The following is a 12,813-nucleotide window of genomic DNA, read 5'->3' on the forward strand; positions in this document are numbered from 1 at the left end:
GTAAGTAGTGTTCCAGACAACTGCTTTTAAAATATTAGATATGCAAGAATAAAGCTTTGGCGCTGATAAGATTACCCGATCAACTCCCGCAGTTCCTCCTGGCTAAGGCTTCCAAGGTTTCCGTTTTCACCCTTTAGGATCTCATCAGCAAGGTCTTTTTTGGCTTCCTGTAGTTTGAGGATCTTTTCTTCAATGGAGTCTTTCATGATCAGTTTGTATACAGTGACGGTTTTGGTCTGGCCTAAGCGGTGGGCGCGGTCAGTGGCCTGGTTTTGGACTGCCAGATTCCACCATGGATCGTAGTGGATGACGATGTCAGCACCGGTAAGGTTCAGACCGGTTCCGCCAGCTTTTAAGGAGATTAGGAAAACAGGAACAGAGTCTTCGTTAAATGCTTTTACCAGACGGATACGTTCTTCTTTTGGGGTGGAGCCGGTTATTTTATACCAGGAGAGACCGGATGCTTTCAGGTCTTTTTCCAGCAATTCGAGCATAGAAGTAAACTGGGAAAATACCAGCATTTTGTGGCCGCTTTCAGCTGCGCTTGCGATCAGCTCCATGCAGGCTTCCCGCTTGGCAGAACCGCCGTTGTAGTCTTCAAAACAAAGGGACGGGTCGCAGCAGATCTGGCGTATCCTTGTAAGTTCAGCCAGTACTTTCAGCTTGTTTTTGTTAAAATCGTCTTCGTTCTGGTTTTTCAGCAGTTTCTGCATATGCACCAGCTGGCCGTTGTACAGATCCAGCTGCTTTTTCTCCGGTTTTGCGTAGCGTACTTCTTCCAGTTTTTCCGGAAGATCCCGGAGAACGTCTTTTTTTAGGCGGCGCAGGATAAAGGGGGCAGTCATCTGTCGGAGTCTTTCGGATGCAGCCATATCCTTGTTTTTTACAATGGGTGTCTCAAAGCTTTTTTTGAAGGTTTCATATTTATACAGGAAACCAGGCATGAGATAATCAAAAATACTCCACAGTTCGCTGAGGCGGTTTTCAATCGGAGTGCCGGTTAATGCCAGCCGGGTCTTACTATGGATCACTTTTACGGCTTTTGAAGCGGCTGTAGTGTGATTTTTAATATACTGCGCTTCATCCAGGATCTGGAAATCGAATTTCAGTGCGTCATACTGATCGATATCTCTTTTTAAAAGGTCATAGGATGTGACCAGAATATCGTAATCCCCCTGTTTTTCAAGGATCAGCTGCCGTTCTGTCTGGGTGCCGCTTACTGGAGCTGCCTGCAATTTTGGGGCGAAACGATGTATTTCTTCGCACCAGTTGTATACAAGAGAAGCGGGAGTTACTACTAATGTATGGCAGTGTCCATTTTCTGCTTTGCAGGCAGACAGGACAGAAATGGCCTGAAGGGTTTTTCCAAGACCCATTTCATCTGCAAGGATACCGCCAAATCCAAAGTGGTCTAAAAGCCGGATCCATTTATATCCGTCTGACTGATAATTACGCATGGTGGCTTTTAAATGTTCTGGCACTTCAAAGTCAGTGTCATTAACAGACTTAAATTCACGGATCAGCTGTTTAAAATGGCGGTCGCGCTGTGTATACAGTTCTTCGGACTGTTCCATCAGACGGTTTAAGTACAGTGCCCGGTAAGCCGGAAGGTGCATTTTCCCTTTTACAAAGTCTTTTGGGGAGATCTGCAGCTGATCGAACAGGCCTTCCAGTATGAGAAGATTATCTTCAGCGTCCTCTTCTAATTTCAGAAAATCCCCATTTTTCAGGCGGAAGAATTTCTTCTTTTTCTGGTAGCTTTTCAGGATTTCCAGCAGCTCTTCGTTGGAAATGCCTTCTGCTGAAATAGACAGGTCCAGTAAGCCATTATCCAGGGAAATGCCCACGGAAAGCTTTGGTGTTTTGCGGATGGTGATCCTGCGGAAGCGGTCTGTGGTATGAACATCGCCAAGTGAGAGGAAGCGATCTATGCCTTTAGTTAAAATTTCAAAGATGGAACTTTCGTCTTTTTCGCTGTGGTAACGGCCATTTGCTTCTGTAAAGGGAAAGTAGCTTAAGACGGTTTGTGCAGCATCAAATTCCCGGTCTGGATCACGGAAGGTTTCCGGTAATATTTCTGACAGCTCTCTTTTAACCAGTGGGGCTGTGAACTGCTCACCATAGGAAACTTCTGCTTTACAGCTGATCCTGTTTTCTTCTGTGTCCAGATAGAAGGAAAAATGGGCTTTTGGGGGAAGCAGAGGCTGTATTTCGCCCAGCTTTGATTCGTCTACGTCTGCAATGCTTCGCATCCATGGCAGTGTTTTATAGTAAAACTGAGACAGATTTCGGCGGCCGATGGTGAATTGAAGCTGGCCGTCATAAGCCATAGCTGCCAGTGGAGCAATCTCTTTTATCCGGTCCTTGGAAATGCGGTTAAAATAAGGTGGCGCTACATAATAAGAAGCATTTGCACCGTTAATGGTTTCGTGAAGAGAACCGGTTATGCAGATGCCATCGAAACATTCATCAAATGGCAGTGAATTTTCACTGGCATCTGTCAAGGGTGCTGAGTAGCCTGTTACTGTGTACACAGGTGACAGCTCTAAGGAAAGAGGGAGAGATGCATCGTGGCAGGTGAGCATTTCTTTCTTCTTTTTGGATCTGTCATAGGAGGACAGCTCTATTGTGTGATTTCCAATGGCTTCGTACAGATCGTCAATGCGCTGGCCAAAGAGAGGAAGTTCTTGCTTTATTTCTTCTGCATAATATGACTGGCCAGGTGAATGGCGGTAATAAGCATTGTATCTGTTTTGCTCGGTAATGTATTTTTTTATGAAAGCATAGTAGCGTTTTCCCTGTTCTGTAAGGTATTCTTCTCCCAGTTTTAAGGTGGTTTTTGTGCCGAATGGGGCTACAGCCTTTTTCTCCATCTGATCTACAAAGTGTGTCAGATCTTTAATTATATACAGGGATTTAGTGCCAATACGGAAGGAAACAGTCAGCCCATCAAAGTATTTATCGTTAAGCCGGGCCTCTAATTCTAATGTTTCTCCAGGAAGCTGGTCTGCAATGTCCAAAAGCTTATTTTGAATATTAAAAATCTGAAAGCGGCTGAGAAAATCCTGACCACCACGGTCAGTGGCATCACCGGGCTTTTCTTTTTTAATTTTTAAACCTGCAAGATAATACAGCCCAAGACCATGGATACAGGGGATCTTTGCACCGAAACGAGATCCAATGTCATAATGGGCATTGCAGCCTTTGTAAGTACAGTTACATTGGAGGATATGGGTGGAATCGCAGGTCATCCTGACTTCTGGCCGGTAGGAAGATTCAGATTTGGGAAAGCTGCCGGTAATATCCAGCTTCAGGGAATCATCCTGGGAATAGTAGTATCCTCCGGAAAATGTGGTGTTCATGCTGCTTAATTTAAGCTTGCCTTCACGCACAAAATCCAGTGCCTTTTCCCACATGGAAGTGGTGATGGGAAGGGACTTTCCCATTTCTTCCGGATGAAAGTAGGTGTATTTTCCGGGAGATGCCATAAGCTGATCTAAAATAAGGGGATTTAAAGGCGGATCCGGCTTTTCGGGTTTTGCAGGACCAGAGTCCTGGATCAGTTCAGGTTCCTGTTCGATCATGTATAAAACAGCAGCTTCGTGTTTACAACCGATCCTGCCCTGGGCATAGGGACAGGTGCAGGACATGGAGCGGACCACATCATTTTTTACCGTGACCGTGACCTGGTAGATATGAGAACTGGAACCGGTTACGGTTCCAGTATAAGTGTTGCCTGCTTTGTGGACTTTTTCTACATGTCCATTTTTATAATATAGAAATCCCCGGTTTCGGATTGTGCTGCTGAATAAGTGACTCCATCTCATGGTGTATATATCCTCGTTTTTTATCAGTATATTTTTGATTTATTTTAATAAACAGTGTATTTCGCCCGGTTGGGAGTGTATGTATCCCCGGTCTCATCCCACACACCATCTTCTCCGATCCGGTAATACAGATTTTCAGCAAGGGATTTTACATAGCAATTGCTTACCATATAGCCGTTTCCGTCAAAGTAGTACCATTTTTCTTTGATCTGGCGCCAGCTGAAGGTGGGGTAAGAGCCATCAGTATAGACGAAACGCCATTTATTTCCTACCTGTTTCCAGATGCCGTTGTCACTGTACCAGGCATCTTCTAAGGTGAGGATGTAAGGTTCAGAACCTGTGGACCAGGTGCTGTTCTGGTTGCTGGCGGTAGTGACGGCACGGACTGTGAAGGTATAGGAGCCGGCAATGTTGATGTAGTCAGAGAAGTCGTAGGAGGTTCCTTTAGAGTTTATGGTCACAAGTGTCTTGCCGTCTTTTTTCAGGCATACTTCGTAGCTGTCACTTCCTTCTATGCTGTCCCATACAGCGTTTTTGCCGCTCCAGGAAAGGTCAGTGATCTTTGGAAGCTGACCGCCGATACGGGATAAGTAGACCTGCAGGATAAGGGTACTTCCGTCACTGTCGATCTCAGCGCTCTTGTACTGGACATTGCAGCCGGACAATGAGAAGGTACGGCGGTTTGGTCTGGAAAAATGGTAGCCTTCTGCTGCGGAAAGTTCGATCTCAGCGCAGGGCCATTCACCGTAGGTCCAGGTATCATCATCTTTTAAGTATTCGCTTCCTTCTACAATAAAGGCTTTGCTGGTGGTAGAAGCGGTCAGTGTGCCTACCATTTCTCCGCCTTTTGGGGCACCATCCCAGCTAAAGGAGAGCGGAACAGAGGAAATGGCCTCTTCTCCATAGGCGGAAAATGCCAGTCCTGCACTTAAACAGGCTGCTGTTGCCAGGATACGCAAGTGTTTTTTCTGCATAAAAATATCCCCTTTCTATAATGAGTATACAAGTTTACTGAATATGGATCGTGCATAGTATAGATACATATATTGTACATCATTTATAAGGGGATGTCTAAAAATATTTACGGTTTTATGAAAGCTTTTTTACAATGAGCATTTTTGCAAAAAATTGTGTTATACTACCCATTAGTCAAAGAGAGACTGGATCAGCATTTTGATCATGGAATCACAGGTGCGGATATGCAGTTCGTTTGCTCCTATACAGCGGATGGTAGTTGCCATTAAGGTATCTTTTAAACCTGGTTCGCAGATGCTGATCATATTTGCGCAGGATTCTACGATGGAGGTCAGTCGGCCGGCTTTCTGGATGAACCGGGTGATCTGGTCCTGGGTCAGGCAGAATACAAAGTCAGTCATGGTCTCCCCTGGTGTCTGGGTGTATGTTGCATTGGAAAAAGAATAGGTTTCTTTTAGTTCATTAAGTAATTGATTGATATCCATTTTTGCTCCTCTTTAGTAAATATAAGGTTGGCGGCAAAATGTTTTTGCCCCTGACATTCTAATATAGGGCATCAGAACCTGCATTTCAAGTGAAAATTTTTCTTAGGAAGTGATATTTTATGATTTTAAGAGGTAAAAAAAGAATAAATTACATGAAAAAGGCAGTCTGTATGGTAACAGCCTGTTTGGTTTTGGGGCAGACGATGCCTGTATATGCACAGGGGACTTCCTGGATCGATCAGGTGGAGATTACGGCTCACAGAGGAGATTCCTTAAAGGCGCTGGAAAATACACTCCCTGCTTTTGAAAAGGCTATAGAGAGTGGTTCTGACTGGATCGAACTGGATGTAAATGAAACAAAGGATAATGTGCCGGTGGTTTTCCATGACTGTAATTTAAAACGGATCATGGGAAAGGATGCAAAGATCCGGGATCTGACGCTGGAGGAAATAAAAGCGGTTCATCCGGCGGACAGTATGGGACCGGCCTTTGGAGGCATAAGGATACCATCTCTGGAAGAGGCCTTAAATACCTGTAAGGGGAAGATCTCCTTAAATATTGAGATAAAAGAAGACGGGACCCAGAGTGGTGATTTTGTGGACAGAGTCATACAGCTGGTCCGGGATAAGAAAATGGTGGACCAGTGCATGATCACATCCTTTGATTATAATGTTTTAGTGAAGGTAAAGGCGCTGGAGCCTTCTTTTAAGACTGGTTATATCACTTCCAGGGATATAGGAGATCCGGGGCAGTATGTGGCTGCGGACCAGTTTATGATCAGCATCGAGCTGGTAAGGAAAGAACTGGTGGATCAGATACATGGTCTTGGAAAGAAGGCTGTGGCCTGGACCATTAATGATGCTTATTCTTTAAAAAAGTGCGAAGAGGCCCAGGTGGATAATATGATCACAGATAAGCCGGGATCCCTCCGTAGTCTTTAACGTTCATCCAGATCAATGATGGGTGTGCTCACTGGCAGACGGTTTGGCAGTGGTTGTATCCTCTGGAGGATTTTTCAACGAATCATCATTTTCAAGGCTGTTTAAGATCTCAGCCACATTTTTATCTGTGTAGCCCTTCTGTTCACGGATCATTTCCCAGATGGTGTCATGCATCCATTTGACAGTGTCGCTGAGTATTTTGTTTTCTGTGTCAAGGCGCATGATCTCAATGTTCATTTCTGCAATGATCTCACGGCTGTTGAAACGCTTATGTGGTGCGGTGATCCGTTTTATGTAAGACGGATTGCCCTTTAAGATCTCAAGGGCCAGATAATCGTCCCTTTCTTTACATCCCATGTCCATAAATTCCCTGTAATGCATACGCACCATATGCATCTCATCCGGATAGAAGCATCTGGGACACTGTGGATGGCGTGAAGTCTGGTAGTAGGCGTAGTATCCGCATTTTGGACAGTAAAAAACAGCAAGTTCTCTCATCACAAATCCCCCTTTGAGTAAAATGTTCGTTTAAAAAAATCCTTACACTATAAATAACGCGCGAATCCCCAAAATATACCGCCTGTTTTTAATTTTTTTCAAAATTCGTCAAAATGCACAAAAAAAGGCGCTCCTTTTTGTGAACGGATGATAAAGGAGCGCCTTTTTTGGTGAAAGCTGTATAGCCTGCCATAAAGTGTGGCAGAGATTTTATTACTGGATGATACCTTCTGTATTAACAGTCCAGATCACTTCATTTTCGTCTTTGAAGTCTTTATATCCGCTGCCAAGCTCTGGCTTAGATGCAGATTTGGAGGTTGAACCGGCTTTCTGGACTGTGCCGTTTACATTTACCAGGTAACGGATGCCGTCTAAGGACATTGGTGCAAAGCGCAGATCCCTGTCGGCTTCCTGGCGGAGACCATTTACATAGAGGGTGTTGTCTTTGATGCCGTGGTAGCCCTGACCTTTTTTTGTGCCTTCTGCGTGGAAGAGCCAGTTCTGGGTCTCGCCAAGATCCTCGTCATAGATGGTCTGTTTGCCGGTTTTCATAACACCTTCTTCATCAAAATAGTAGTTAGCGTAAACGCCTTCTGAGGTTTTTACAGACTGCTTTCCGGTCTGCATTTCACCGGCAGTGTTAAATGCGTATTTTTTGGACTCAATGGTGAAGATCTCAAGTCCTTCTTTTCCGTAGTAAGGAGTACCGTTTTTAAAGTAGAAGCGGAAATATTCGCCGTCTTCGCTGATGTTTTCCACACCTTCAATGGTGCGCCAGCCGGAAGCACGTTTTCCGTCCTCGTCATAGTATTTGTAGCCTGAGATGGCTGGAAGAGAAGCAGTAGAAGCAGCAGTTTCCTCTGATCCGTTGTTTTCTGCAGCTTCAGCGTTTGAACCAGTGGCGGTCTCTGTGTTTTCAGCATCGGTATTTTCAGAACCGGAATTTTCAGTCAGCTTCTCAGCTGGATTTTTGTCAGCAGCAGGAAGCTTATACCAGCCGGTCTGCATTTTTCCGTCTTCAAAGGTATAGTAAGCACCGTCGATCTTTTTATCTACTTCATTTTCTACGCGGCGGCCGTTGCCATCAAAGTAATACCATGCTTCCAGATCTTCCGGGTCATCTGTTTCTTCTTCTAAAAGGACCCATCCGGTCTTTCTGCTGCCGTCTTCCCCAAGGTAATAGTTATAGCCATCTACCTGGATGGAACCGGTTTCCATGATGCTGTCTTCGTTAAAGTAGTACCAGCTGCCGTTAATGGAAGCCCAGGTGGAAGTTAAGGCTTTGCCGTCTTTTCCATAATAGTAATAGAGGAATTCAGGTGCATCATCTTCGTTCCAGTAGTCTTCGTTTTCAATGGAGACCCACTGATAGGTGACGCGTTTACCTTCGTCGTTTACATAGTATTCATCTACCTGCTGTGAGTAAGCGCGGATCCCGTCTGAGTTTAAGTAGTACCAGTCATTCCCGGATTTTTTCCATGTATCAGTAAGGGGATCTCCGTAGGAATCGTAGTAGTACCAGTTGCCGTTATCTTCGGTCCAGCCTGCTGCTTTTGCATAAGCAGGGAACGCCATGGATGCAGTAAATACTGCGGTGGATAATACAGCCAGAAATGTTGCCTGTTTTTTCATAATATTAAATCTCTCCTTTTTAATGTGTTGATCGTAGTTTGCCGGTGGCTGTTGATCTGTTGTCTGCATTACGTAGGTCATTATAACCAGGCTGGATCTGCCTTTCTAGTGAAGGTTACTGGTAAGTCTGGGCATGGTTTCCACACCTGGGAACAGGTGAGAAGGGGACCCCCTTAAGGAAAAAGACAGTATGTTTTTTAAGGATTTTGTGGTATGCTTGTTTTCAGATAGATCAATGGGTAAACGGACTTAAAGGAGAAGACTATTATGAGGATGAAAGTTTCAAATTATATTTCTGAAATGTTAGTGAAGGCCGGTATCCACCAGGCATTTATGGTTACTGGAGGCGGTGCCATGCATCTGGATGATGCACTGGGACATCAGAAGGGACTTCATTGTATTTATGATCATCATGAGCAGGCCTGTGCCATTGCAGCAGAAGCATATGCCAGGATCCATAATAAAATGGCAGCTCTTTGCGTAACAACAGGCCCCGGGGGCACCAATGCCATTACCGGTGTGCTGGGAGCGTGGCTGGATTCGATCCCTATGATCGTGCTTTCAGGACAGGTGCGCTATGATACCACAGCCCGCTGGTCAGGCACAGGCATCCGCGCTATGGGGGATCAGGAATTTGATATCTGTAAGGCCATTGACTGTATGACTAAGTATTCAGAAATGGTCATTGATCCTATGCGTATCCGTTATTGTATGGAAAAGGCATTGTATCTGGCTGATTCCGGCCGCAAGGGTCCAAGCTGGCTGGATATTCCTTTAAATGTCCAGGGCGCTTATGTGGAAACAGATGAGCTTGTTGGATTTGACCCGGAAGATTATGAAAAAGGGGGAAATGGCTGGGCAGAGAAGAAAAATGTGCCTGCTATCCCGGAAGATGAAGCGGGCGAAGGGGAAAAACGCCAGGTCCTTCCAGAGAAAGTGACAGAAGAGACAGCAAAGACTATTATCGCAAAGATCCGTCAGGCAAAACGCCCGGTGATCAATGCGGGAAATGGCATCCGTCTGGCTGGTGCCCATGAGACCTTTATGAAGGTAGCTGAAAAGCTGGGTATTCCGGTAGTTACCGGCTGGGACAGTGAGGACTGTATCTGGGATGAGCATCCATTATATACAGGCCGCGGTGGAAATATGGGAGACCGGGCGGGAAATTTTGCTATCCAGAACAGTGATCTGGTGCTGTCTATTGGCAGCCGTTTAAGCATCCGCCAGGTGGGCTATAACTATAAAACATGGGCCAGAGCTGCTTATGTGATCGTAAATGATATTGATGAGGAAGAGTTAAAGAAGCCTTCCATACATGTGGATATGCCGGTCCATGCAGATGCAGCAGACCTGCTGGCAGTGATGGATCAGTGCCTGGATCAGGTACTGGAGGCAGAAAAGGATACACTTCCAGATAGTTTAAGTGAGCCAGGGAAGAAGCAGGTCTTTGCTTATGGTGAAGGCATTAAGGGAATGACCTGGAATGAGACCTGTGCTATGTGGAAGAAAAAATATCCGGTGGTACAGGAGAAGCACTGGGCCCAGAGTGAAGAGAAGGCAGCTAATGTATACGCAGCTATTCAGGCTATCAGCAGCCGTTTGAAGGAAGACCAGATCACAGTAGTGGGAAATGGTTCTGCCTGCGTTGTAGGCGGTCATGCCCAGATCATTAAAAAGGGACAGAGATTTATCTCCAATTCAGCAGTGGCGTCCATGGGATATGATCTTCCGGCAGCGATCGGTATCTGGGCCGCTTCCAGAAAAGACGGTGCTTACAGCATGGGCGCTGCCAGGGAAGGAGAAGATGTGATCCTGGTAACTGGTGACGGAAGCATCCAGATGAATATCCAGGAGCTGCAGACCATTATCCACCATAAAATGGGAATTAAGATCTTTCTGATCAACAATGGCGGCTATCATTCCATCCGCCAGACCCAGAAGAATTTCTTTGGTGAGCCGTTAATAGGCATTGGATATGACAGCGGCGACCTCAGCTTCCCGGATATGGAGAAATTGTCAGCTGCCTATGGTTATCCTTATGTGAGAGCAGAGCATAATGGGGAGCTGGCAGAGGCTGTGGAGAAAACACTGGCAATGGAAGGACCTGTGATCTGCGAGATCTTTGTATCTACGGATCAGAACTTTGAGCCTAAGTCATCTGCGAAACGTCTGCCGGATGGAACACTGGTATCTCCTCCATTGGAAGATCTGGCTCCCTTCCTTCCTGATGAGGAAATGGATGAGAATATGATCATTCCAAGGATCAAAGGATAAATGTAAGTAAAAAAGAGATGTAACTAAGCGATGTAAAAAATAAAAGATGTAACTAAGAAAGGACCGATCATCCTATGACTGTGATCGTTACAGGAGCTACCAGTTTTATTGGAAGGGCAGCTGTAAAAGAGCTTTTGGTAAATGGGGAAAATGTGCTTGCAGTATCCCGGCCGGCATCTGCCGGGGCCGGGGCATTACAGGAGCTTTTTAAGGATTTAAAACAGCGGGCAGAGCAAAAAGGAGAGAGCATTGGAAATCTGGAACTTTGCTTTTGTGAGCTGGGAGAGATTGAAAAACTGGAAAAAATTTACAATAAAGAGGAATTGCAGGCAAAAGCATGGCTTCATTTAGGCTGGGACGGCGCAGGCAGTGACAAGAGAAAGGATGTAAAGCTGCAGGAAAAGAACATTGGTTACGCTATTCAGGCTCTTTATACAGCGGCGGCTCTTGGCTGCAGCCGTTTCCTGTTTTCCGGCTCTCAGGCAGAATATGGGATCTGTGATAGCTGGATGAAAGAGGAACAGCAGTGTCATCCTGTATCTGAATATGGAAAGGATAAGGTACTGGTGTATCAGCAGGCATCGAAGGCAGCAAAGGAACTGGGGGTGGATTACATCCATACCCGCATTTTCAGTGTATATGGCCCAGGTGATCATCCATGGTCTCTTATTAAGACCTGTATCCGTACCTTTTTATCCGGCGGACATATGGAAATGGGGCCATGCACCCAGCAGTGGAACTTCCTGTATGTAGGGGAAGCAGCCAGGATACTGGTAAAACTTCTTCTTGGCAAAGCCGCAGCAGGCGTGTATAATGTGGCAGGAGAAGATACAAGACCTTTAAAAGAGTATATAGAAGAGTTATTTATGATCTGCGGTGAAAAAGGAAGCTATGAATTCGGGTACCGGCCGCCAAATGCAGAAGGCTGTGTTTCCCTGATGCCGGAGCTTAGCAAGCTGAAAAATGCCATTGGTTTTCACCAGCAGGTATCATTTAAAGAAGGAATTTTGGAGACTATAAAAGGAGAACAGGTTAAATGAAACGTTGTATTGCCTGCGGAGCTCCTCTTTGGGAGACCCCGCTTCTTACATTAGATAATATGCCGGCATCTGCGCAGCATATGCCTGATGCAGACCATGTGGGAGCAGATAAGGGACTGACTTTGGATCTATGCCAGTGCAGCGGCTGTGGTCTGGTGCAGTTTGACTGCGAGCCTGTGGATTATTACCGGGATGTGATCCGTGCCGGTGGATATTCTACCACTATGGCAGAGCTTCGCAGAAAGCAGTATAAACATCTCATAGAGACCTATCACCTGGAAGGCAGGCGATTTATTGAAGTTGGCTGCGGACAAGGGGAGTTTTTGCAGGTTTTAAAGGAATTTCCGGTAGAGGTCCATGGAATGGAACATGATCCGGAGTTAGTGAAGCTGGCAAAGAGCAAGGGTATTGATGTGGTACAGGGCTTTACAGAGACAGAGGATACAGTGATCCCAGGGGGACTTTACGATGTATTTTTGTCCTTTAATTTCCTGGAACATCAGCCGGATCCGGTGACTATGCTCAGGGCCATCTGGAATAATCTGGAAGATGATGCCATAGGACTGGTCACTGTGCCCAGCTTTGAGTATATTATGGAACACAGCAGCTATTATGAGCTGATCCGTGACCACATTGCGTATTATACCTTTGATACTCTTACCTCTCTTATGGAGCGCTGCGGCTTTGCAGTGTTAGAGGCGTCTATGGTTAACAGGGATACCTTATCTCTGGTGGTGCGCAAGCGTCCCCAGATGGAGACAGAAAACCTCCTTGATTGTTATGTAAACCTGCGTTCTGAAATGGACACATATATGAAGTATTTGAAGGCATGGAACAAGAAGGTATGTATGTGGGGTGCCAGTCATCAGGGCTTTACCCTGGCGGCTACTACCAGCCTTGGGAAAAATGTGGAGTATATTATTGATTCTGCCCCATTTAAGCATGGCAAATTTGCTCCTGCATCCCATTTGCCTATTGTACCGCCGGATCATTTTGAAGAACATCCGGTAGATGCTATTGTGATCACAGCTCCCGGCTATACAGACGAGATCGCAAAGATCATCAGAGAACGTTTTGGTGAAAAGATAGAGATACGTGCCATGCGCTCTAATCATCTGGAAATGGTTTAGGGGGAAATGGA

The 12,813-nt window shown here is 45.6% G+C and carries 9 protein-coding genes; 4 read left to right on the plus strand and 5 right to left on the minus strand.

The genetic code is table 11. The features are described from left to right. Window positions 1–71: 71 nt before the first annotated feature. The 3 genes from OGM16_07390 to OGM16_07400 all read right to left on the minus strand — a co-directional run bounded on the left by OGM16_07390 (window position 72) and on the right by OGM16_07400 (window position 5,287). A complete protein-coding gene (locus OGM16_07390) occupies window positions 72–3,827 on the minus strand; it encodes a DEAD/DEAH box helicase (protein ID UYJ48059.1) in 3,756 nt (1,251 codons plus the stop codon). 44 nt (window positions 3,828–3,871) lie between these two features. Continuing rightward, window positions 3,872–4,801 (minus strand): hypothetical protein, encoded by a 930-nt coding sequence (locus OGM16_07395; protein UYJ48060.1) that lies wholly within the window; start codon window positions 4,799–4,801, stop codon window positions 3,872–3,874. A gap of 171 nt (window positions 4,802–4,972) precedes the next feature. After that, window positions 4,973–5,287 (minus strand): hypothetical protein, encoded by a 315-nt coding sequence (locus OGM16_07400; protein ID UYJ48061.1) that lies wholly within the window; start codon window positions 5,285–5,287, stop codon window positions 4,973–4,975. 119 nt (window positions 5,288–5,406) lie between these two features. On the opposite strand from OGM16_07400, the gene OGM16_07405 reads away from it, so the two are divergent. After that, on the plus strand, window positions 5,407–6,228 hold the full coding sequence (locus OGM16_07405; GenBank protein UYJ48062.1) for a glycerophosphodiester phosphodiesterase family protein: 822 nt from the start codon (window positions 5,407–5,409) through the stop codon (window positions 6,226–6,228). A 12-nt stretch (window positions 6,229–6,240) separates the two neighbouring features. Here the strand turns inward: OGM16_07405 and OGM16_07410 are convergent, their stop codons facing one another. Continuing rightward, window positions 6,241–6,726 (minus strand): hypothetical protein, encoded by a 486-nt coding sequence (locus OGM16_07410; GenBank protein UYJ48063.1) that lies wholly within the window; start codon window positions 6,724–6,726, stop codon window positions 6,241–6,243. A gap of 213 nt (window positions 6,727–6,939) precedes the next feature. After that, window positions 6,940–8,358: a cell wall-binding protein gene (locus OGM16_07415; GenBank protein ID UYJ48064.1), complete on the minus strand. Its 1,419-nt coding sequence runs from the start codon at window positions 8,356–8,358 to the stop codon at window positions 6,940–6,942. A 267-nt stretch (window positions 8,359–8,625) separates the two neighbouring features. Between OGM16_07415 and OGM16_07420 the strand changes: the two genes are divergently transcribed. From OGM16_07420 to OGM16_07430, 3 genes are all read left to right on the plus strand, one after another. Next, on the plus strand, window positions 8,626–10,632 hold the full coding sequence (locus OGM16_07420; protein UYJ48065.1) for a thiamine pyrophosphate-binding protein: 2,007 nt from the start codon (window positions 8,626–8,628) through the stop codon (window positions 10,630–10,632). 74 nt (window positions 10,633–10,706) lie between these two features. Continuing rightward, a complete protein-coding gene (locus tag OGM16_07425) occupies window positions 10,707–11,672 on the plus strand; it encodes an NAD(P)-dependent oxidoreductase (protein UYJ48066.1) in 966 nt (321 codons plus the stop codon). Next, window positions 11,669–12,802 carry a class I SAM-dependent methyltransferase gene (locus OGM16_07430; GenBank protein UYJ48067.1) on the plus strand — a complete coding sequence of 378 codons (1,134 nt, stop codon included), beginning with the start codon at window positions 11,669–11,671 and terminating at the stop codon, window positions 12,800–12,802. The genes OGM16_07425 and OGM16_07430 overlap by 4 nt, the downstream gene beginning before the upstream one ends. Window positions 12,803–12,813: the final 11 nt, after the last annotated feature.

The sequence above is a fragment of the Lachnospiraceae bacterium genome (genome assembly GCA_025758065.1).
In the GTDB taxonomy this organism is placed as follows: Bacteria; Bacillota; Clostridia; order Lachnospirales; family Lachnospiraceae; genus Enterocloster.

Bases quoted from the DNA above. Each gene is read 5' to 3' on its own strand.
- OGM16_07415 (UYJ48064.1), bottom strand. From the start codon at position 8,358: ATGAAAAAACAGGCAACATTTCTGGCTGTATTATCCACCGCAGTATTT.
- OGM16_07405 (UYJ48062.1), top strand. From the start codon at position 5,407: ATGATTTTAAGAGGTAAAAAAAGAATAAATTACATGAAAAAGGCAGTC.
- OGM16_07410 (UYJ48063.1), bottom strand. From the start codon at position 6,726: ATGAGAGAACTTGCTGTTTTTTACTGTCCAAAATGCGGATACTACGCC.
- OGM16_07390 (UYJ48059.1), bottom strand. From the start codon at position 3,827: ATGAGATGGAGTCACTTATTCAGCAGCACAATCCGAAACCGGGGATTT.
- OGM16_07430 (UYJ48067.1), top strand. From the start codon at position 11,669: ATGAAACGTTGTATTGCCTGCGGAGCTCCTCTTTGGGAGACCCCGCTT.
- OGM16_07425 (UYJ48066.1), top strand. From the start codon at position 10,707: ATGACTGTGATCGTTACAGGAGCTACCAGTTTTATTGGAAGGGCAGCT.
- OGM16_07395 (UYJ48060.1), bottom strand. From the start codon at position 4,801: ATGCAGAAAAAACACTTGCGTATCCTGGCAACAGCAGCCTGTTTAAGT.
- OGM16_07400 (UYJ48061.1), bottom strand. From the start codon at position 5,287: ATGGATATCAATCAATTACTTAATGAACTAAAAGAAACCTATTCTTTT.
- OGM16_07420 (UYJ48065.1), top strand. From the start codon at position 8,626: ATGAGGATGAAAGTTTCAAATTATATTTCTGAAATGTTAGTGAAGGCC.